We start from the raw sequence: 20669 nt of genomic DNA, 5'->3' as shown, positions 1-20669 counted from the left end.
CGCCGGCCCGGCGCAAACGCAATAGGTGGGGGCGGCGGTCCGCCGTTCAAGGCTCGCGGTGGATACCGGGGTCAGATCGGAAACACCAGGCAGGTGGTCGAGCCGTGCGCGATCAGCTTGCCGGCGGCGTCGTTGACGCGTCCCTCGGCGGTGGCGACGCGTCCGCCGAGATGGATCAGCCGGCCCTCGGCGCGCACGAGACCGGTGCGGTCGGACATCGGACGCACGTAGTTCACCTTGAGCTCGAGCGTGGTGTAGCCCTGCCCCGCCGCCAGCGCCGAATGCACGGCGCAGCCCATGCAAGAATCCAGAAGCGTCGCGGCGTAGCCGCCATGCACGCCGCCGAGCGGATTGTAGTGGTCGGCGCCGGGCGTGCCCTCGAACACGACGCGGCCGGACTCCGCCTCGACGAGGCCGCCGTTCATGAACTTGCCGATCGGCGGTGCCGGAAAGCGGCCCTCGATCCAGCCGCGCAGGAAATCGACGCCGCTCATGGTCCGCGCCTGGGCGGGGTCGATCACGCCGTATTCGCGCTTCGTCTCCGACGACATTCCGAGCTCTCCGACCGAAGGTGGATGGATTGCCGGCAGTGTCCCACGCCCGGCGGCCGACGGCCAACCGCCGCCACGCGGAACGCCCGCGCGGGCGCCTCGCGCGGCGCGGCGCCAGCGGCTAGGCTCGCGCCATGAGCGACACAGCCAATCTCGGCTCCGCCTCCGGTCTGACGGCCGACGGGCGCGACCTCTCCGGCCTCGAGCGCTTCCTGCGCGAGCACGTCGACGGCTTCCACGGCCCGATCGACCGGGTCGAGCGGATGAACGGTGGCACGTCCAACCCGACCTACCTCGTCGGCGCCGGCGGCGCGCGCTACGCCCTGCGGCGCAAACCCTACGGCAAGCTCCTGCCGTCGGCCCACCAGGTCGACCGCGAGTACCGAGTCATCTCCGCGCTCAAGGGCACCGGCGTGCCGGTGCCGGAGGCCCTGGCGCTGTGCCGCGACGACGACGTGATCGGCAGCGCGTTCTACGTGATGCGCTTCGTCGACGGCCGCGTGCTGTGGAACCAGTCGTTGCCCGGCATGGCGCCGGCCGAGCGCGCGTCGATCTGGGACGAGCTCAACCGCGCGCAGGCGGCGCTGCACGACGTCGATCCGCGCGCCGTCGGGCTGGAGGATTTCGCCCGCCCCGGCAACTACGTCGCCCGCCAGGTCGACCGCTGGAGCAAGCAGTACCGCGCCTCGCAGACCCACGACATCCCGGAGATGGACCGGTTGATCGAGTGGCTTCCCGGCAACGTGCCGAAGGACGCGCGCACGGCGATCGTGCACGGCGACTACCGCATGGACAACGCGATCTTCGACGCGCGCGAGCCGCGGCTGCTGGCGCTGCTGGACTGGGAACTGGCGACGCTCGGCGATCCGCTGGCCGACTTCGCCTACCAGTGCCTGAGCTGGCGGACGCCGCCGGATCCGAAGGGCCGCGGCCTCCTCGGCCTCGACCTCGCCGGCACCGGCATTCCGACCGAGGCGGAGTTCGTCCGCGCCTATTGCCGGCGCATGAACGTCGACTCCCTGCCGCACTGGGATTTCTACATGGCCTACAACCTTTTCCGCGTCGCCGCGATCGGCCAGGGCGTGTACAAGCGCGCGCTCGACGGCGTCTACGACACCGGCTCGCGCAACGAGGACCAAGCCGAGCGGGTGCGCATCCGCGCGGTGCTCGGCTGGCAGGCGGTGGAACGGATGCTGGCCGGGGCGTGAGCGCCAGCGGATGACCGCGTCCCGGAGCGCCGCGATCGATCGGACATCTTCGCTCGGCCGCCGCGGTCTTCTCGCGGTCGCCGGCGCCCTGCCGATGGTGTCCGCCGTCGGCGCGCGCCGCGCCGCCGCGCAGCCCGGCGGCGTGACCGATCTGATGCCCGCTTTCTGGCGCGTCTACGATTCCGGCAAAGGCGCGAGCGTCGAAGCGCGGGCCGGCGCGCTGATCGCCGACTACTTCCAGCCGCATCTCGAGGTGTACCGCGGCACCGGCATCGGCCGCATCAATCTCGGGCGGTGGCTGCCGGTGTTCGACGGCCTGGCCGACGAGGCGCGGCGCCTGTCGGCATCGGTGCCCGGCGCCTGGCGCGCCCAGATCGAGCGCTTCGCGCGGCACCTTCCGGACGCCGCCACCGACACGCCGGTCGCGATCCTCGTCTCGTTCCTGAACTTCGACGCCGCCGTGCGGCTGTGGCGCGGCCGGCCGTCGCTGTTCATCGGCCTCGACGGGGTCGCGCGGTTCCACGGGCCGGGCGCGGATCTCGGCGCGCTGTTCGACCACGAGCGCTTCCACCTCTACCATCATCAGGTCAATCCGAGCCTCATCCTGCAGGGCGGCGACACGCTGTGGCTCGGCATCTGGAAGGAGGGCCTCGCGGTGCACGCGAGCGCGGCGCTCAATCCCGCCGCCTCGCGCCTCCAGGCGCTGCTCGGCGACCGCGGCCTCGCCGAGGCGCCCCCGGACCTGCTGCGCCGCGTGGCGGCGGAGCTACCGCCGGTCCTGCACGCCACCGACGGTCAGACGCGCGCCCGGTACCTGTCCTACGGCTACCGCGGCGACATCCCGGCCCGCAGCGGGTACCTGCTGGGGCTCGCCATCGTCGAGCGCGTGGCGCGCGGCCGCGGGCTGGCCGAGCTGGCCCGCATTCCGGCGCCCGACATCGAGGCGATTGTGCGCGCGCAGGTCGCGGCGCTCGCGGCCGGCTGACGCCGCGACGCGCTCAGGCGCGTTGCCGAGACGCGGCGTCGAAGAAATCGAACTCCAGCTCCATCGCGCGGCGGTAGGCGGCGCGTACCGCGGGCGTGTCGGCCGCGTGGCGGTCGAGCAGCGCCTCCAGCGTGGCCGCCAGCGCCTCGAAGCCGGGATCGGCGTACGTCCGCACCCACTCGGCGTAGAGCGGCGCCACGTCGCCGCGCGCCAGCGCCCCGCCGAGGAAGGCGTAGAGGCGCATGCACGGCGTCATCGCGGCGATCGTCACGTCGAGCGCGCCGCCGCGGGCGTGGCCGATCAGGAAGGACGTGTAGGCGAGCGTCGCCGGCGCCGGCGTGACATCGGCGAGATCGACGCTCCAGCGCGCGGCGTAGGCGCCGTGCAGCCGCAGCTCGTCGACGACACCGCCGATCAGCGTCGCGAAGGCGTCGAGATCGGCACGCTCGCGGGAATGCGCCAGACAGAACGCGTAGGCGCGCGCGAAGGCCTCGAGGAAATAGGCGTCCTGCGCCACGTAGCGCTGGAACGCCGGAATCGGCAGCGAGCCGTCGCCCAGCCCGCGCACGAACGGATGGGCCAGCACGCGCGCGGCGATGCCGCCGTTCGACTCCCACAAGACGCGCGCCAGCCGCGCGCGATCCGGTGGAGCCGCCGTCACGGTTTGAAGCCCTGGGCGCGCAACGCCTTCTCGATCACGGGGATACCGCGCGCGGTGTCGCCGGCGCGGCACTGCTGGAGCGCCGTTCGCGCGTCGAGCGTCACCGTCGACTGGCCCTCGCCGGAACGCGCGTAGCGCTCGAGCAACGCGTAGAGGCGCTCGCAGCGGTAACGGTCGGCGCCGGGCGCCTGCTCCTGAGCGCGCGCGGCCGGCGACATGGCCATCAACAGGCCGAGGGGGACGAGGAAGCGGAACATGGCGTGGCGCACTCCGGACACGATGGCTGCCCGCAGCGCAACACAGGCCGCGCCGCGGAGCCAATCACAAGTCGCGGCGCCGCTACCCCAGCGCGCGCACCAGGTCGTCGACGATGTCCTGAACGTCCTCCAGCCCCACCGACAGCCGCACGAGGCCGTCGGTGATGCCGAGCTTGGCGCGCTCGGCCTCGCCGATACGCTTGTGCGTCGTCGTCGCAGGGTGCGTGACCAGGCTCTTGGAGTCGCCGAGATTGTTGGAGATGTCGATAAGCCGCAGGCGGTTCAGCGTCTCGAAAGCGGCCCATTTGCCGGCCTTGAGCTCGAAGGCGACGATGCCGCCCGGCGCCGACATCTGCGCCGTCGCCAGCGCGTGCTGCGGGTGGTCCTTGCGGCCGGGGTAGAGCACGCGGGCCACGGCGGGATGCCCGGCGAGCTCGTCGGCGACGCGCGCGGCGCTGGCGCAGTGCCGTTCGATCCGCAGCGACAGCGTCTCGAGGCCCTTGAGCATGATCCAGGCGTTGAACGGCGACATCGACGGCCCGGTGTTGCGCGTGATCGGCTGCAGCTCGTCGACGATGTAGGATTTCGGGCCGAGGATGGCGCCGCCCAGCGCGCGGCCCTGGCCGTCGATGTATTTGGTGGCGGAGTGCACGACGATGTCGACGCCCCATTCCATCGGCCGCTGCAGCACCGGCGTCGCGAACGCGTTGTCGAGCACGACCCGGGCGCCGGCGGCGTGCGCCAGCTCGGTCACGGCGCGGATGTCGACGATGTCGAGCATCGGATTGGACGGGGTCTCGAACAGAACGGCCTTGGCCGGCCGCGACAGCGCCAGCCTCCAGGCGTCGAGATCGCGGCCGTCGACCAGCTCGGTCTCGACGCCGAACCGCGGCAGCAGCTCGGCGACGATGTAGTGGCAGGATCCGAAGAGCTGGCGCGCCGCCACGAGGCGGTCGCCGGCGCGCAGCAGCGCCAGCAGGGCGAAGTAGACAGCGCTCATGCCGGTCGACGTGGCGCGACACGCCTCGGCGCCCTCCAGCGCCGCCAGCCGGTCCTCGAAGGTCGACACGGTCGGGTTGCCGAAACGGGAGTACTGGAAGCGGTCGTGGCCGCCTGAGAACGCCGCCTCGGCCTCCTCGGCGCTGCCATAGACGTAGCCCGAGGTCAGGAACAGCGCTTCGGACGTCTCGTCGAAATCGGAGCGCCGCAATCCGCCGCGCACCGCCCGCGTCTGCGGCCGCCACGCGCCCACGTCGGCGTCCTGCCGCGCCTCGATCCGCCGTCCCTTGAATCCGCCGTCCATCTTCGCCTCCGTCGAGCCGCGCGGCACGCCCCGTCGATGGACGACCGCGACAACAAAGCCCCGACCGGCGCGGGCGGGGCTTTTTTCGGAAGCGCCCGACCTTTTAGCGGTTTTTAACGAGGCCGCAAGCCGGTCGGCTCAAATCCCTCGGAGAGAGCCCAATAGACGCATGCGCCGCCGAGATCAAGGGAATAACGGCGGTCCAGCCGCCGCGGGGGACGGCATCGCGCCGCCGGTAACCGAGCCATGCCGCGGCGGGACTTTCGCGACGCCGGCGGGATGCGGTACGGGTGGGGCAAGGCGCGAAGACGCGACGCCGGATTCGGGAGGCAGGGCATGGCGGAGTACGACTACATCATCGTCGGCGCGGGATCGGCGGGCTGCGTCGTCGCCAACCGTCTGAGCGCCGATCCGAAGTGCCGCGTGCTGCTGCTCGAGGCCGGCCGCAAGGACGACGGGTTCTGGATCTCGATCCCGGCCGGCTTCTCGAAGCTGCTCAACGACAAGACCTACAACTGGAACTTCGCGACCGAGCCCGAGGACAACGTCAAGGGCCGTACCATCCCGATTCCACGCGGCCGCACGCTCGGCGGCTCCAGCTCGATCAACGGCATGCTCTACGTGCGCGGCCAGCCGCTCGACTACGACACCTGGTCGCAGCTCGGCAACCGCGGCTGGTCCTACGAATCGGTGCTGCCCTACTTCAAACGGTCGGAGAATTTCGAGCGCGGCGGCGACGAGTCGCGCGGCAAGGGCGGCGAACTGAACGTCGCCGACATGTACGAGCGCCACGAGATCCTGGACGCCTTCATCGACGCCGGCGTCGCCGAGGGCTATCCGCGGTGCGCCGACTACAACGACGGGAACCAGGAGGGTTTCGGCTACTACCAGGTCACGCAGAAGGACGGGAAGCGCTGGTCGACGGCGCGCGCCTTCCTCGATCCGGCGCGGAGCCGGCCGAACCTGCGCGTCGAGACGAACGCGCAGGCCACCAAGCTGCTGCTCGACGGCAGGCGCTGCGTCGGCGTCGCCTACGTCCAGAACGGCCGCACGGTGGAGGCGCGCTGCGACGGCGAGGTCGTGCTGACCGCCGGCGCGATCCAGTCGCCGCAGCTCCTGGAGCTGTCGGGCATCGGCCGGCCGGAGCTGCTCAAGTCGTTCGGCATCCCCATCGCCCACGAGCTCGCCGGCGTCGGCGAGAACTACCGCGACCACTACGCCACGCGCATGGCGTGGCGCGTGAAGCTGCCGATCACGCTCAACGAGCAGACCCGCGGCATCGCCTTCCTCAAGGAGCTGGCGAAGTACTACATGCGCGGCCGCGGCATCCTCACGCTGACCGCCGGCATCGTGCACGGCTTCGTCAAGACGCGCCCCGAGGTCGCCGGGCCCGACATCCAGTACCACTTCGCGCACGCCAGCTACGCCAACGCCGCCGACCGCAAGCTCGACACGCAGCCCGGCATGACGGTGGCGATCTGCCAGCTGCGTCCCGAATCGAAGGGCACGATCCACATCAAGTCCGGCGACCCGCTGGCGGCGCCGGCGATCCGGCCGAACTTCCTCGCCGAGGAGGTCGACCGGCGGTGCCTGGTCGACGGCATGAAGATCGCGCGGCGCGTGATCGAGAACCCGGCCATGGAGAAGTACCGCGCCCACGAGCTGCGGCCCGGTCCGGAGGTCCAGACGGACGCGCAATGGCTGGATTTCGCGCGCATCAACGGCCAGACGGTGTTCCACCCGATCGGCACCTGCAAGATGGGCTCCGATCCGATGGCGGTGGTCGACGACCGCCTGCGGGTGCGCGGCATCGCCGGCCTGCGCGTCGCCGACGCCTCGATCATGCCGACGCTGGTCTCCGGCAACACCAACGCGCCGGTGATCATGATCGGCGAGAAGGCCGCCGACATGATCCGCGAGGACGCCAAGGCCGGCGTCAAGGCCGCCGCGTAGGGGCGGCGGAACGACATAGGGGAGGCGGCGGCCATGGACGGCGTGGTGAACTTCGAGGACCTGCGCAAGCTGGCGCGGCGGCGCCTGCCCAAGATCTGCTACGACTTCATCGAGGGCGGCGTCGAGGACGAGATCGGCCTCGACACCAACGTCGCGGCCTTCGAGGCGCTGCGCCTGGTGCCGAAATACCTGGTCGACGTCTCGACCCGCGACCAGACCACGACGCTGTTCGGCCGCGCCTACTCGGGTCCCTACGGCATCGCGCCGACCGGTCTGGCCGGCCTGTTCCGCCGCGGCGCCGACCTGATGCTGGCCGAGGCGGCGCGCGACGCCAACGTGCCGTTCATCATGTCGGGCAGCAGCACCGCATCGATCGAGGACCTCGGCAAGCTGGCCCCGGAGCACGGCTGGTACCAGCTCTACACCGCCAAGGACAAATCGATCTCCGAGGACATGATCCGCCGCGCCGACGCGGCCGGGCTGTCGACGCTGGTGGTGACGGTCGACGTCCCGGTGTCGTCCAACCGCGAGCGCAACGCGCGCAACGGCTTCGGCCGGCCGCTCAAATTGTCGCTCGGCACCAAACTGGAGGCTCTGCGCCATCCCGCGTGGATGCTCGAGTTCCTTCGCCACGGCACGCCGATGTTCTCCAACTGGCAACCCTACGCGCCCAAGGGCGCCAGCGCCGACGAGGTCGCCGACTTCGCGTCGAAGCAGACGCCGGCGGTTCTGACCTGGAAGGACATCGAGAATTTCCGCCGCCTGTGGCCGCGCAATTTCGTGCTCAAGGGGATCATGCATCCCGACGACGCGCGGCGCGCGGCGCTGTCGGGCGTCGACGGCATCATGGTGTCGAACCACGGCGCGCGGCAGCTCGACCGCGCGCCGGCGCCGGTCGAGGTCCTTCCCGCGATCCGCGACGCGGTCGGCGACAAGACGACGCTGATGCTCGACAGCGGGGTGCGCCGCGGCGCCGACGCGCTGGCGGCGCTCTGCCTCGGCGCCAAGTTCGTGTTCCTCGGCCGTCCGACGCTGTACGGCGCCGCCGCCGGCGGCACGGCCGGCGCCGCCCGCGCGCTGGGCATCATGCGCCGCGAGGTCGACATCGCGATGGCGCAGATGGGCGCGCCGGACATCGCCAGCCTCGGCCCGGACTTCCTGATGTGGGAGGACCGCGACGACCTGCGGCGCAACCGTCGGCCCTGACCGCCGGCGGCTACAGCAGGTCGCGCAGCTGGGCGATGAGCGGGATGTCGGCCGGCGGCATGGGGTGGTCGCGCAGCTCCGCGACGCGCACCCACTTGAGCGTCTGGCCCTCGCGCGGCGCCGGCGTGCCGCGCCACTTGCGGCAGGCGTAGAGCGGCATCAGCAGGTGGAAATCGGGGTAGGCGTGCGAGGCGAAGGCGATCGGCGCCAGACAGCTGCCGCGCGTCTCGATGCCCAGCTCCTCGCCCAGTTCGCGCACCAGCGCCCGCTCCGGCGTCTCGCCGGGATCGACCTTGCCGCCGGGGAACTCCCACAGCCCGGCCATCGCCTTTCCGGGCGGTCGCCGCGCGATCAGGATCCGGCCGTCGGCGTCGATCAACGCCACGGCGGCGACCAGCACGACCCGGCGCGGGCCCGGCGCCGCGTCGTCGCCGGGACAGGCCTCGAACGGATCGTCCGCGCCGGTCATCGCGTGTCGGCGCGCCGCCGCGCCGTCAGCTACGGTAGCTACCGTTGATGTCGATGTAGCCGTGCGTCAGATCGCAGGTCCACACCGTGCACTTGCCGCGGCCCAGCCCGAGATCGATGTCGATCACGACCTCTCGGCCCTTGATGTGCTTCTCGACCGGACCCTCGTCGTAGTTCGGCACGGCCTGGCCGCCGTCCGTGATCCTGACGCCGCCGATGGAGATGCGAAGCTTGTCGCGGTCGGCCTTCTCGCCCGACTTGCCCACCGCCATGACGATGCGGCCCCAGTTGGCGTCCTCGCCGGCGATCGCGGTCTTGACCAACGGGGAGTTCGCCACCGACAGGCCGATCTTGCGGGCGGCGCCGTTGCTGGTGGCGCCGGTGACGTTGATGGTCACGAACTTCGACGCGCCCTCGCCGTCGCGCGCCACGAGCTGCGCCAGCTCGATCATCAGCTCGTCGAGCGCGCGGCGGAAATCGACCAGCGCCGGATCGTCCGCCTCCTCGATGCGCGGATGGCGGGCCGCCGCCGTCGAGGCCAGCAGGAAGGTGTCGCTGGTCGAGGTGTCGCCGTCGACGGTGACGCAGTTGAACGATTTCTCGGTCGCGTCGGACAGCAGCTTCTGCAGCACCTGCGGCGGAATCTTGGCGTCCGTGAAGGCGAAGCCGAGCATCGTCGCCATGTCGGGCGCGATCATGCCCGAGCCCTTGGCGAAGCCGTTGATCGTCACGGTGCCGTCGCCGATCCGGCAGGTGCGCGTCGCCACCTTCGGGAAGGTGTCGGTGGTCATGATCGAGCCCGCCGCCTCGGCCCAGCCGTCCTCGCGCGCCGCCTTGATGAGGGCGCCGGCGTGCGCGACGAACGGCGCCGGGTCGAGCGGCTGGCCGATCACGCCGGTCGAGGCCATGAACACCTCGTTGCGCGGGCAGCCGATCGCCTGGGCGATGGCGCGCGTCGCCTCCTCGACCGATTTGTCGCCGGCCTTGCCGGTGAAGGCGTTGGCGTTGCCGGCGTTGACCAGGATCGCGCGCACCTTGCCGCGCGACAGGTTCTTGCGGCACCACTCGACCGGCGCCGACGCGGTCTTCGACTTGGTGAGGACCCCCGCGATGATCGCGCCGGCCGGCAGCATCGCCAGCATGACGTCCTTGCGGCCCTTGTACCGGATGCCGGCCTCCAGCGCGCCGAGCTTGACGCCGGCGATCCGCGGAAGGGTGGGCGTCGATTTCGGCGCGAGGGGGGAAACGGAAGGAGCAGCGCTCATGTCGCCTCGGGGCGGGTTGTCGCGGATCGCGCGTCCGGAAAAACGGCGAACGGCGCGTCGGTGGAGGACGCGCCGGGAACCGCTGGGAACCTATACCACAGGCGCGCCGCGAGTCGCGCCTTTCGTCCTGCCCGCCGGAGCGGACCGGAACCGACGCCCGGAACGGCCCGGGCGGCGGCACGTCACTTCTTGGCGGGGGCGCCCGACGGCGCGCCGGCCGGCGCCCCCGGGGGCGGCGTCGGGGTCTCGACGATCTTCGAGCCGTCCATGTTGAACTTCTCGATCTTCGCGGCCTTGCGCACGCCCTCCATCATCTGGGCGTAGGTCTCGCGCGTCAGCTCGTTGCGCAGCTCCTCCTCCATCTCCGCCTCGGTCGGCGGCTGCGCCGCGCGGCGGTCCTCCAGACGGATGATGTGGAAGCCGAACTGGCTCTTCACCGGCGCCGGCACGGTCTCGCCCTTCTTGAGCAGGAATGCCGCCTCGGCGAACTCCTTGACCATGTCGCCCTTCTTGAACCAGCCGAGATCGCCGCCCTGGGCGCCGGACGCCTTGTCGATCGACTTCTCCTTGGCGATCTTCTCGAAGTCGCCGCCCTTCTTGAGCTCCTCGACGATCGCCTTGGCGGCCGCCTCGTCGGCGATGAGGATGTGGCGGGCCTTGACCTCCTCCTCCGGCGGCAGCTCCTTGACCTTCTTGGCGTAGCGGTCCTTCAGCGCCTGCGGCGTGACCCGCTTCTCCATCTCCTGGGTCAGCCACTGGTCCTGCAGAAGGCGGTCCTCGAGGGTCGCGAGGCGCTTCTTGTAGACGTCCGAGTCCTGCACCTTGGCCTTGCGCGCCTCGGCGACCTGGAGCTTCGCGTCGACCATCTGGTCGAGAAGCGCCGGGAACACGGCCTGGAGCGGAAGCTGCCGGTACTGCGGCGGCAGCTGGGCCTGGGCGGCCTGGACGTCGGACAGCTTGATCGGCTGGCCATTGACGACCGCCACGACCGCGTCGGCCGGCGGCGTCGCGGCGGGCGGCGTGGCCGCCGGGGGAGTCGCGGCCGGCGGCTTTCCGGCCGGCGGAGTCTGCGCCAGGACGGGTCCGGCGGCGAGCGCGGCGGCCAGCCCGAGCCAAACGGCGACGCGGAAACCGCGCGGGGAACGGATCATCGAAGTGCTCCTGGAGGGGAATTCGCGGCCGGCCGCTGCGACGGCCACCTTGGCAGCGGCACTAAGCACAGCCGCGACGCGGGAGCAAGTGAGGGAGCGCCCACAACCGGTGTCCCGACGGCGATCTTCCGACGACGCGCGCCGCTTGGCGGGCGGGCCGCTTCGGTCTAGCGGAAGCCATGCCGCCGTCCGACCCCGCCCCCTGCCACCGCCGCGCCGCGCCATCCGCCGGAGCGGGCGTGTGATCGGCACCGTCCTCGCCCTTCTGGCCGCCGCCGTCTACGGGGCGGGCGATTTCGTCGGCGGGCTGGCGACGCGTCGGGCCTCGGCGTTGTTCGTCGTTGGCGCCGGCCAGATCGCCGGATTGCTGGCGCTGGCGGTCCTGGCGCCGGCGCTACCGTACGAATCCGTCGCGCGGACCGACCTTCTCTGGGGCGCCGCCAGCGGCCTGTCGACCGCCGTCGGCATCACCCTCCTCTACCAGGCGCTCGCGACCGGCCGGATGAGCGTGGTGGCGCCGGTGACGGCGCTGTGCGCCTTGTCGGTGCCGGTGCTGTACTCGTTCGCGACGTCCGGCCATCCCGGGATCGTCGCGACCATCGGCATCGCACTCGCCGCGGCCGCCGTCGCGCTGGTCAGCCACGAACCCGACCGCGCGGCGACGGACGCCGATGGCGGCGCGGCGCGCAAAGCGTTCGCGCTGGCGATCGGCGCCGGACTCGGAATCGGCGTCTTCTACGTTCTGCTCAAGCACACCGCCCCCGGCTCGGGGCTGTGGCCGCTGGTCGCCGGGCGCGCGGTCTCCTCGACGCTGTTCGCGGTGGCGGCCGTCGCGACGATCGGGCGATGGCGGCGGGCGCCGGCGCCGGACGCGGCTCTGTGGGCGGCGGCGGTCGGTTCCGGGCTGCTCGATGCCACCGCCAACGCGCTGTATCTCGTCGCCAGCCGCCACGGCGACCTCGCCGTCGTGGCGACCCTCACGTCGCTGTATCCGGCGAGCACGGTGCTGCTGGCCGTCGCCGTGCTGCGCGAACGCCTGCGGACCGTCCAGCTCGCCGGTCTGGCGCTGGCGGCCTGCGCCATCGTGGCGATCGCGCCGGCGGGATAGGCGGCTCCACTCGCGCGCCGGAAAGCGCTCGCGTGGCCGGCGCGGATTTGCCACGCTCTGGCCGACGCATCCCGCCGGAGACGCCCATGCCGCGCCGCTTCATCGACCTGTCGATCTACCTCGAGAACGACGTGGTCTCCGATCCCGTGCCGTTCGGCCCGAAGATCGAATACACGAAGCACGAGGAGTCGGTCGGCCAGATCGCGCGCTTCTTCCCGGGTCTGAAGCCGGAGGACATGCCCGACGGCGCCGGCTGGGCGGTCGAGACGGTGCGGCTCAGCACGCACAACGGCACCCATCTCGACGCGCCCTACCACTTCCATCCGACGATGAACAAGGGCGAGCGCGCCATCACGATCGACGAGGTGCCGCTGGAGTGGTGCTTCCAGCCCGGCGTGAAACTCGACTTCCGCGCCAAGCCCGACGGCTACGTGCTGACGGCGGCGGACGTCGAGGGCGAGCTCGCCCGCATCGGCCACGAGCTCAAGCCGCTGGAGATCGTCGTCGTCAACACCGCCGCCGGCGGGCGCTACGGACGGAACGACTACGTCAACGCCGGCTGCGGCATGGGCTACGACGCCACGATGTACCTGCTGGAGAAGGGCGTGCGCCTGACAGGCACGGACGCGTGGAGCTGGGACGCGCCCTTCTACTTCACGGCCCAGCGCTACGCCGAGACCAAGGACCCCTCGATCATCTGGGAGGGCCACAAGGCCGGCCGCCACATCGGCTACTGCCACATCGAGAAGCTGCACAATCTCGAGGCGCTGCCGCCGGACGGGTTCATGGTCTCGTGCTTCCCGCACAAGATCCGCGGCGCGTCGGCCGGCTGGACGCGCGCCGTGGCGATCATCGATTCGTGACGGGCGGCCGCCGCCGCGCCTTCAGCCCGCCGGCCGCGGCAGCCGCAGGACCAGGCGCTGGGCGTAGCCGCGATATGGCCGCTCGCAATGGATGGTGCCGCCGGTCGCCATCGCCACCGCCGCCAGCGCGGCGTCGAGATCGTCGCGCGGTGCGACGTGGAACAGCGCCAACCAGCGCCACAACGCCGCCCGGAACCAGGCAGGCAATCGATCCTGGCGACCGAAGTCGACGATATGGAGCTCGCCGCCGGGCGCGAGGTGGTCGGCGGCCGCGGCCAGCGCGTCGTCCCAAACCGGAATCATCGACAGGCTGTAGGAGATGAGGATTCGGTCGAACTTTGGCTGGCCGAACAATCGGCGCGGATCGAACGCCGTGGCGTCGGCTTGGGCTACGCGCACGCGGGTGGCGAGGCCGCGGTCCGCGATCCGCGCGGCCGCCGTCGCCAGCATCTCGCGCGACAGATCTAGTCCGAAAAGCCGCGCCCGCGGATAGCGCCGCGCGGCGGCTATCAGATTGCGTCCAGTGCCGCAGGCGAGCTCGAGCATCATGTCGCCGTCGCGCGGCCGCAGTCCGGCGATCGTCCGGTCGCGGCCGAGAAGGTAGTACTTCCGCGTCGCGTCGTAGACGTGCCTCTGACGCCGGTACAGCCGGTCCATCAAGGCGTCGGCCGCGATCGTCACCCGTCCGCTCACGCCGCGCGTTCGTACAGATGAACACCGCCGTATATCGCCGAGCGGTCCCGCCCGCCGAGGTCGCGCGACCGCTCGGCGTGGTAGCGCCACCGCGCCAGGATCGCGGGATCGAGGCGCCCCGGCAGCAGCGTCGGCTCGGCGGCCGTGCGGAACACCACCCGCGCGCCGGACCGCGCGGTCCGCGTGATCTCGCGCCAGAGCGCGTCGAGCTGGCCGTCGGTCATCCAATCCTGCGCGTCGAGCAGCACGTAGCGGTCGAACGACGCCGCCGGACGACGAGCGAGATGCTCCGTCAACGATTCGTTCGAAACGTCGACGCGGTCGGCGCGGGCGCGGACCGCGTCGAAGTTCTCGCGGCGCAAGTAGGGGGGCAACGGCCCGTCGCCGTCGGCGGCGTAGCGACGCCCGAACGCCTGCCATGCGAAATAGTTCGAATCGAGACTGAAGCCGCACGCGAGCCGTTCGAGCCGACCCCGCAGCACGGCGGCGACGTCCCCGCCGCCAGCGGATGCGAGTGCCGCGTACTGGGCTGGGGGGATGCCGAGGCCGTAGAGCGAGATACGTCTACCGGTCGCCCACCGGATCAGCCGCTTGTCGAACAGCGGCGCCAGCGCGGTGTCGAAGTACCGCCGTTGCTCCGCCATCGACCGCGCCCGCAGCGCGTCACGCGGATCGACGCCGTAGACGCGCGCGACCGCGTGCCCGACCGCGATGAAGCGGCCCAGCAGGCCGTGGCGGTAGAAGCCCCTCGCGAAGGACGAGATGCGCCGGCGCCCCAGTCCCAGCGCTCCACGCCCCTCCCAGTACGCTCGCGTGTCGGCGTCCAGGTGCGGCGCCAGGAGCGCCGCGTAAGCGCCGACGTTCGACGCGCGGTCGGCGGCGCCGAAGAAGCGGAAGAACGACGGCCAATCCGGCAGATGGCGCGCGGCCGCCAGCTTGAGCCGCGCGAGCGCGACGTGGGCGCGGTTTAGATCGACCGCGGTGATCCTCGCGGGATCGGCCGTCAGATACGACATCAGGTTGCAGCCGCCGGAGGCGATGGCGACGACGTGATGGCCCGGTTTGATCTCGAGCGCCTCGAGATCGATCTCGGGATCCTCCCAGATCTGCGGGTAGACGAGGCCGCTGAACATCCACGCGAACAACCGCTCAAGCGCGCCGTCGACCGACCACGTCGCGTTGCGCCGGATCGCCTCGCGCAGCCGATCCGGTCCCGCCGCCGACACACCCGCCACCATCCACATCCTCCGCGGCTCGCGCGGAGAGGCTAGCAGCGCACCGTTTCGGTCCGATGACGAAAGGGCGCCGCCGTCAAGCCAGCGGCTCCGGCTCGCCCGGCGGCACGTTGATCTGGAAGACGTTGAGCGTCATCGACACCAGCATGTAGTAGCCGCAGACGCCGACCAGATCGACCACGCCGCGCTCGCCGAACGCGGCGATGGCGCGCTTGAAGTTCGGCTCCGACACGCGGTTGGTGTTGAGGTACTCGAGCACGAAATCGTAGACGACGCTCTCGACATCGCGCTTGAACGGCGGCGTGCGCCAGGTGCGCACGGCCTCGACGACGTCCTCGGCGAGACCGGCCTCCCTGGCCAGCCGCGCGTGCGCGTAGAACTCGAACTGCGCCTTGAAGTGCCGGCCGACCAGCAGGATGCCCAGCTCGCTCAGATCCTTGGGCAGCGAGTTGTTGAAGCGGCAGTACTCGCCGAGCTTCTGCGCCCGGTCGGCGAGATCGGGACTACGCAGCCACGGCTCGAACGGCCCGCGCAGGCCGCCGCGCGGGCCGCCGATGATGGCGTCGGCGACCTTGCGCTGGTCGGGCGTCAGCTTGGCGATGTCGAGCGGCGCGAGGCGGGTCGGGGCGGTCATTCCGTTTGTCTCCTCCACATGGAGGCGGATTTATCGCGCGCCGCGGCGGCGTCTGTCGACCTACGCCGGCGTCATAGCGGACAATCGGCCTCGCCGCGGCGCGAGCGGTCGGGACTGGCGAAGATCGCGCCGATCATGCTCCGGCCCGCGTCCAGCGCGCGGCCGCCGCCGAACGCGCAGGAGGCGTAGGCCACCCACAGCACTTCGCCGGTGCCCGCCTCGGCCATCGTCAGCGTCAGCCTCAGCGTCTCCGTGGCCGAGTCGGGCCGGGTGCGCAGATCACCCGCCGGCCGGTCCGGTATCGGCGGCAGACCGCCACCGCCGCCCGGAGGTGGGGCGCCGGGGCCGGACACGAAACCGCGGCTCAGATCGACCCTCAGACGCATGACATGGCCGCCGCTGAACCCGACCTCGTTGCCGCGCGCGGCGAGGCGGTCCATGACGGCGCGGCGTAGCTCGCGTCCGAGTTCGCTATCGACCTCAAGCGCGACGGCGTACTTGCCCTTCGGCAACGGCCGCTTGGCCTGGATCTCGAAGGACTGCGCCGTCTGCGCCATGGCGGCGGGCGGCACGAGGCATAGGCAAAGTCCGGTGATGGCGGCGGCGAGCTGGCGCATGCGGTCGTCCCCTTTGGCGGCGTCGTCGTGGATGCCCGCTCCCGGCGCGGCCCGCCTTGCGGCGGATCAAGCGCCGGCGCGCGCTCAGCCCTCGCGCCAGCCCGCCTCGTCGCGGTCGAGCATGCGCTTGAGGGCCTCGAAATGCAGGAACGCCTGCTGGCTCTCGCCCGCCATCTGGCGGACGGTGCGCTCGACGACCTGGGTCGGCACGATCTCCAGCGGACGGCCGGTCTGCATCGCCAGCACCTGCACCATGGCGGCGCGCTCGAGGTAGTAGAGCTCGTCGTACGCCATCGCGACGGTCTCGCCGGCGACGATGATGCCGTGGTTGCGCAGGAACATCACCGGCTTGTCGCCCATCGCTCGGCAGATGCGGTCGCCCTCGTCGTTGTCGAGGACGAGGCCGTTGTAGGATTCGTCGTAGGCGATCCGGCCGAAGTAGCGGAACGCGTTCTGCGTGCACATCTCCAGGCGGCCAGCCGACAGGGTCGTGAGCGCCGTCGCGTAGGGCATGTGCGTGTGCAGCACGACCTTGGCCTTCGGGTTGCCGAGATGGACGCGTCCGTGGATGTAGAACGCTGTCGGTTCGACCGGGTGGCGGCCCTCGATGATCTGTCCCGACACGTCGGTCATCACGATGTCGGCGGGCGTGATCTCGGACCAGTGCAGCCCCTGCGGGTTGATCAGGAACGCGTCCTCGCGGCCGGGCACGACCATGCTGAAATGGTTGCAGACGCCCTCGTTCAGCCCATGGCGCGCCGCCCAGCGGAGCGCGGCGGCGAGATCGGTGCGGGCTTGGGCGACGGGATCGAGGGTCGGCATCTGGGTCTCCGGCGGGGGCGTCAGGATCCAGTATAATCGAAGATGCGGCGGCGATATCCTCTTGAAAATGAGGATATGGCCACCAACTGCCGCATGTTGACGATCAGTGATGCCGCCGGAACGTGCGAGGGCAGATGACGGCCATCCTGAGTTCCCTCGGCGCAAGAAACGCCAGCGGCTGGCTGACCCGTGCGGCGCGATCGCCCGTCGGCGCGGTCATCGCGCGCCCGTGGATCGATCCGGTCGGTCTGGCGGCGTTGCGCCGCTGGTACTTTCCGTTATCCCGGCTCTGGGCCGCGGCCAACGCCGCCGAAGGCGACGCCGACCGGTTCATCGATGCGTCCGGCGCCGAATTGCGGTTCACGCGCACCCCGAGCCGACTCATCACGGGTGTCCTGGCGCGCCACGAGCGCGCACGCACCCGGGCGGCGGCGGCGCGCATGGCGTGGGAGGACGCGGCGTTCGGCGATTCCCCGCCCTCATCCGCGGCATTGGCCGCGCTCGATCTCCGGCGGCGCGTGGCGGCGACCGCCCATCTGGCGACCCGCGGTCCGTTATGGTCGGTCCGGCAGGCTTTGCGCGTGCCGCTGGCGCGCTGGGACCTGCCGTCGCCCGACGCGGTCGACGCGATCTATGGCGCGTATCTCGACCGGCCAGCCGACCTGTTCGCGGCCGGCGACGTGGCGCCGTCGATCGCGCGGTCGGCGTCGTTCGAGCGCGACGGATTGCGGGAAACGTGGCTGCGCTTCCGCTCGCCGGCGCGCGAACTCGAACGGACCCCGGGCTCGGAAACCGCCTACGCCCGCATCGTCGAGCCGCTCGACATGGCCGGTGTCCCGACCATCGTATCGGGCAGCGGGCTGTGCGTCGAAAGCGACCTGATGGTGCGCGCGATCGACGGCAGCGCCGTGCTCTCGTCGGCCGGCTTCCGCGTGGTCGAGATGGTGTCGCCCTACCACGGCCTGCGCGCCGCGCCCGACCGTTACGGCGGCGAGCCGTTCTTCGCCACCGCGCCGCTCGGCGCGCTCGACCTGATCGCCGCGCAGACGCGCGAGACGGCGGCGGTGGTCGCGTGGTGCCGCGCGGCGTATGGCGGGCCGGTCGCGGTCGGCGGCATCTCGATGACGTCGTTCGTCGCGCAGCAGATCGCCACCTATTGCGGCGGCTGGCCGGCGGCGGCGCGGCCGGACGCGATCCTTCTGGTGAGCCATTCCGCGCGGATGGAGGAGGTCGTGTCGCGCGGCAGCCTGGTGCGCGCGCTCGGCCTCGACCGCCGGCTGGCGGCGGCGGGATGGGACGCCGCGGCGCTGGCGCGCGTGGCGCCGCTGGCCAACCCCGGCACGGCGCCGTCGATCGCGCCGGAGCGGATCGTCTCCGTGCTCGGCACTGGCGACGCGCTGCTGCCCTACGCCACCGGCAAGGAGCTCACCGCGCGCTGGCGCCTGCCGGCTGGAAACATGTTCGACCTCGGGCCCGGCCATTTCGCCATGCCGCTGGCCCTCCTGCGCGACCGCCGGCCGCTCGAGCGGCTGGCCGCCATCATGCGTGGCTGAGGCCGGCGGGAAGCGCGGAGATCTCCCGGGTCAGCTTCTGGCGCACGGCGCGCGCGAAGTCGCCGAAGCCCTGGGCCGCGATCACGAAGGCGCCCGGTCCGCCGATCACGTTCTCCTCGTACCAGCGGTCGAGGTCGCGGTCCGGCGGGCTGCCGAAATTCGGCGCGTCGCCCATGATCGGCAGGCCGTTGATCGTGATACCGCGCGCCACGAGCTGGTCGCGGACGAGATCGGCGGCCGGACCGTTGTTGTTGCGGCCGTCGCCGGAGACGTCGATCACCATGCGCTTCGACCGGAACGGCGACGCCTCGAGACGGGCCGCGGCGTAGAGCATCGCGGCGCCGACGCCGGTCCACCGATGGGCGTCGTAGGGAAGCGCGGCGATGCGGGCCGCGATTTCGGCGCAGGCCTTGGGCCCATCCGCCAGCGTCCAGTCGAGCGGCGTGCGTTGCATCTGGGCGCCGGCCCATTCGACGTAGCAGACGCCGATCCGCCGCAGCGGCCCGGACGAGATGGCGTCGACGATGCGGGGATCGGTGAAAGCGCGGGCGTAGCCGTCCTTCTGCAGCGCGTACTCGTCGGCGTCGACGCTGCGCGAGACATCGACCGCGAGGACGAGGCGCATGTCGACCTCGACCGCCTCGTCGGCCACGGCGACGCCCGGCGCGACCGCGGTCGCGGCGGTGCCGACGAGCAGATCACGACGCCGCATGCGCGCCTCCCCGGGAGCCGGCTGGATTCCCTGGAGCCGGCCGACGGGGCATCGTCCGCCTGTTCGACGGCGTTGAAAAGAGATTTGGCGCCGCGGTGCCGCGGCACGCGCTACAGCCGCGCGTAGTCGATCGGTCCGTCCTTGTCGAGCCGCGCCGTCGGCTCGGGCATGGCGTATTTCAGGCCGATGGCGCAGTTGAAGAGCATCGCCCGCTCGTCGCGACGGATGCGGCCGTCGCCCAGAGCCTTGACGTAGGCCGCGTATGTGGCGGCGCCCTCGGGACAGAGCAGCAGGCCCTCCGTCTTTCCGACCTCGACCCGGGCCGCCTCGATCGCCCCGTCGTCCACGGCGATCGCGAAGCCGCCGGAATCGCGCACCGCGTCGAGGATCAGGAAGTCGCCGATCGCCACCGGCACGCGGATGCCGGCCGCCACCGTGCGCGCGTTCACGAACAGCTCGGCGTGCCGCGCGTTGCTCTCGTAGGCCTTGACGATCGGCATGCAACCGGTGGCCTGGACGGCGACCATGCGAGGTTTGCGCTTGATCCAGCCCATCGCCTCCAGCTCGTTGAACGCCTTCCACATGCCGATCAGGCCTGTGCCGCCGCCTGTGGGATACAGGATCACGTCGGGCACGTCCCAGCCGAGCTGCTCCGCCAGCTCGAGCCCCATCGTCTTCTTGCCCTCGATCCGGTAGGGCTCCTTCAGGGTCGAGAAATCGAACCAGCCGCCGGCCGCCTTGCCGGCGCCGACGATCTTGCCGCAGTCGTTGATCAGACCGTTCACCCGGTAGAGCCGCGCGCCCTGCAGCTCGGTCTCGGCCATGTTGATGACCGGCGTGTCGTCGGGGCAGAGCACGATGCTCTCGATGCCGGCGCGCGTGGCGTAGGCGGCGAGCGCGGCGCCGGCGTTGCCGTTCGTCGGCATCGCGATCTTCCGCACGCCGAGCTCCTTCGCCATGCTGACCGCCATCGCCAGCCCGCGCGTCTTGAACGACCCCGTCGGCAGCCGGCCCTCGTCCTTCACCAGAATCTCGCCGCCACCGAGTTTGCGCGCCAGCGCCGGCAGCGGCACCAACGGCGTCCAGACCTCGCCCAGCGTCACGACGTTCTCGCTCCGTCGGACCGGCAGCAGCTCGCGGAATCGCCACATGTCCTGCGGCCGGTCGCGCAGCGCATCCTTGGTCACGGCGGCCTTCACGCCCGCGAGGTCGTAGCGCACGACGATGGGATAGCCGGCCGGCGAGAGGTTGTGCAGCACGCCGGTCGGCAGCGGCGCGCCGGTCATTCCGCATTCCAGCGTCGTCACGAAATACGGAAACTGCGCGGTCATCGGCGCGTCCTCGGATGCTGCGGACGGCGACACGCCGGCGCGGCACGACACTAGCCGGGGCGCCCCGGCGACGGAAGCGCGCGACCGTCGCCC

The 20669-nt window shown here is 71.4% G+C and carries 21 protein-coding genes and 1 riboswitch; of the genes, 7 read left to right on the top strand and 14 right to left on the bottom strand.

Annotation, left to right across the window (positions count from 1 at the left end):
• Positions 1–71: 71 nt before the first annotated feature.
• Complete coding sequence (locus IPK81_17905) at positions 72–551, bottom strand: PaaI family thioesterase (GenBank protein QQS11436.1); 480 nt, start codon at positions 549–551, stop codon at positions 72–74.
• A 134-nt stretch (positions 552–685) separates the two neighbouring features.
• Between IPK81_17905 and IPK81_17900 the strand changes: the two genes are divergently transcribed.
• Positions 686–1759, top strand: a complete 1074-nt coding sequence (locus IPK81_17900) for a phosphotransferase family protein (protein QQS11435.1) — start codon at positions 686–688, stop codon at positions 1757–1759.
• 10 nt (positions 1760–1769) lie between these two features.
• Positions 1770–2744 carry a hypothetical protein gene (locus IPK81_17895; protein QQS11434.1) on the top strand — a complete coding sequence of 325 codons (975 nt, stop codon included), beginning with the start codon at positions 1770–1772 and terminating at the stop codon, positions 2742–2744.
• A gap of 13 nt (positions 2745–2757) precedes the next feature.
• On the opposite strand, the gene IPK81_17890 is transcribed toward IPK81_17895, so the two are convergent.
• The 3 genes from IPK81_17890 to metZ form a co-directional block, all read right to left on the bottom strand.
• Positions 2758–3375, bottom strand: coding sequence for a TenA family protein (locus IPK81_17890; protein ID QQS15165.1), 618 nt, complete (start codon positions 3373–3375; stop codon positions 2758–2760).
• A 26-nt stretch (positions 3376–3401) separates the two neighbouring features.
• Complete coding sequence (locus tag IPK81_17885; protein QQS11433.1) at positions 3402–3662, bottom strand: hypothetical protein; 261 nt, start codon at positions 3660–3662, stop codon at positions 3402–3404.
• A gap of 82 nt (positions 3663–3744) precedes the next feature.
• Positions 3745–4965 carry an O-succinylhomoserine sulfhydrylase gene (metZ, locus tag IPK81_17880; protein ID QQS11432.1) on the bottom strand — a complete coding sequence of 407 codons (1221 nt, stop codon included), beginning with the start codon at positions 4963–4965 and terminating at the stop codon, positions 3745–3747.
• Between the two features lie 83 nt (positions 4966–5048).
• Positions 5049–5124, bottom strand: a riboswitch (SAM riboswitch).
• A 177-nt stretch (positions 5125–5301) separates the two neighbouring features.
• Here metZ and IPK81_17875 point away from each other — a divergent pair.
• Complete coding sequence (locus IPK81_17875; protein QQS11431.1) at positions 5302–6918, top strand: choline dehydrogenase; 1617 nt, start codon at positions 5302–5304, stop codon at positions 6916–6918.
• A 33-nt stretch (positions 6919–6951) separates the two neighbouring features.
• The gene (locus IPK81_17870; protein QQS11430.1) at positions 6952–8124 is read left to right on the top strand and encodes an alpha-hydroxy-acid oxidizing protein; all 1173 of its coding nucleotides are present in this window, start codon (positions 6952–6954) and stop codon (positions 8122–8124) included.
• A gap of 10 nt (positions 8125–8134) precedes the next feature.
• Here the strand turns inward: IPK81_17870 and mutT are convergent, their stop codons facing one another.
• From mutT to IPK81_17855, 3 genes are all read right to left on the bottom strand, one after another.
• Positions 8135–8593 carry an 8-oxo-dGTP diphosphatase MutT gene (mutT, locus tag IPK81_17865; GenBank protein QQS11429.1) on the bottom strand — a complete coding sequence of 153 codons (459 nt, stop codon included), beginning with the start codon at positions 8591–8593 and terminating at the stop codon, positions 8135–8137.
• Positions 8594–8618: 25 nt separating this feature from the next.
• Positions 8619–9857 (bottom strand): bifunctional glutamate N-acetyltransferase/amino-acid acetyltransferase ArgJ, encoded by a 1239-nt coding sequence (argJ, locus tag IPK81_17860; GenBank protein ID QQS11428.1) that lies wholly within the window; start codon positions 9855–9857, stop codon positions 8619–8621.
• 182 nt (positions 9858–10039) lie between these two features.
• Positions 10040–11008, bottom strand: a complete 969-nt coding sequence (locus IPK81_17855; protein ID QQS11427.1) for a peptidylprolyl isomerase — start codon at positions 11006–11008, stop codon at positions 10040–10042.
• 244 nt (positions 11009–11252) lie between these two features.
• On the opposite strand from IPK81_17855, the gene IPK81_17850 reads away from it, so the two are divergent.
• Together IPK81_17850 and IPK81_17845 are read left to right on the top strand one after the other, a co-directional pair.
• Complete coding sequence (locus tag IPK81_17850) at positions 11253–12116, top strand: EamA family transporter (GenBank protein ID QQS15164.1); 864 nt, start codon at positions 11253–11255, stop codon at positions 12114–12116.
• Between the two features lie 86 nt (positions 12117–12202).
• Entirely contained in the window at positions 12203–12979 is a 777-nt protein-coding gene (locus IPK81_17845; protein QQS11426.1) for a cyclase family protein, read from the top strand.
• Positions 12980–13000: 21 nt separating this feature from the next.
• Here IPK81_17845 and IPK81_17840 read toward each other — a convergent pair whose 3' ends face one another.
• From IPK81_17840 to IPK81_17820, 5 genes are all read right to left on the bottom strand, one after another.
• Positions 13001–13636: a class I SAM-dependent methyltransferase gene (locus IPK81_17840; GenBank protein QQS15163.1), complete on the bottom strand. Its 636-nt coding sequence runs from the start codon at positions 13634–13636 to the stop codon at positions 13001–13003.
• A gap of 32 nt (positions 13637–13668) precedes the next feature.
• Entirely contained in the window at positions 13669–14910 is a 1242-nt protein-coding gene (locus IPK81_17835) for a DUF3419 family protein (protein ID QQS11425.1), read from the bottom strand.
• Between the two features lie 73 nt (positions 14911–14983).
• The gene (locus tag IPK81_17830; protein ID QQS11424.1) at positions 14984–15541 is read right to left on the bottom strand and encodes a carboxymuconolactone decarboxylase family protein; all 558 of its coding nucleotides are present in this window, start codon (positions 15539–15541) and stop codon (positions 14984–14986) included.
• 71 nt (positions 15542–15612) lie between these two features.
• Complete coding sequence (locus IPK81_17825; protein QQS11423.1) at positions 15613–16158, bottom strand: hypothetical protein; 546 nt, start codon at positions 16156–16158, stop codon at positions 15613–15615.
• Positions 16159–16242: 84 nt separating this feature from the next.
• Entirely contained in the window at positions 16243–16980 is a 738-nt protein-coding gene (locus IPK81_17820) for an aldolase (GenBank protein ID QQS11422.1), read from the bottom strand.
• A 134-nt stretch (positions 16981–17114) separates the two neighbouring features.
• Between IPK81_17820 and IPK81_17815 the strand changes: the two genes are divergently transcribed.
• Positions 17115–18533 (top strand): hypothetical protein, encoded by a 1419-nt coding sequence (locus IPK81_17815; GenBank protein QQS11421.1) that lies wholly within the window; start codon positions 17115–17117, stop codon positions 18531–18533.
• Here the strand turns inward: IPK81_17815 and IPK81_17810 are convergent.
• Both IPK81_17810 and IPK81_17805 read right to left on the bottom strand, forming a co-directional pair.
• Positions 18520–19245, bottom strand: a complete 726-nt coding sequence (locus IPK81_17810) for a DUF1194 domain-containing protein (protein QQS11420.1) — start codon at positions 19243–19245, stop codon at positions 18520–18522. The genes IPK81_17815 and IPK81_17810 overlap by 14 nt on opposite strands.
• Positions 19246–19355: 110 nt before the next feature.
• Positions 19356–20576, bottom strand: coding sequence for a threonine synthase (locus IPK81_17805; protein ID QQS11419.1), 1221 nt, complete (start codon positions 20574–20576; stop codon positions 19356–19358).
• Between the last annotated feature and the right edge of the window lie 93 nt (positions 20577–20669).

It is taken from the genome of Rhodospirillales bacterium (genome assembly GCA_016699855.1).
GTDB lineage: Bacteria > Pseudomonadota > Alphaproteobacteria > Reyranellales > Reyranellaceae.
The sequence above is the reverse complement of the archived record's forward strand: the minus strand, read 5'-3'. Positions and strand labels throughout refer to the sequence as shown.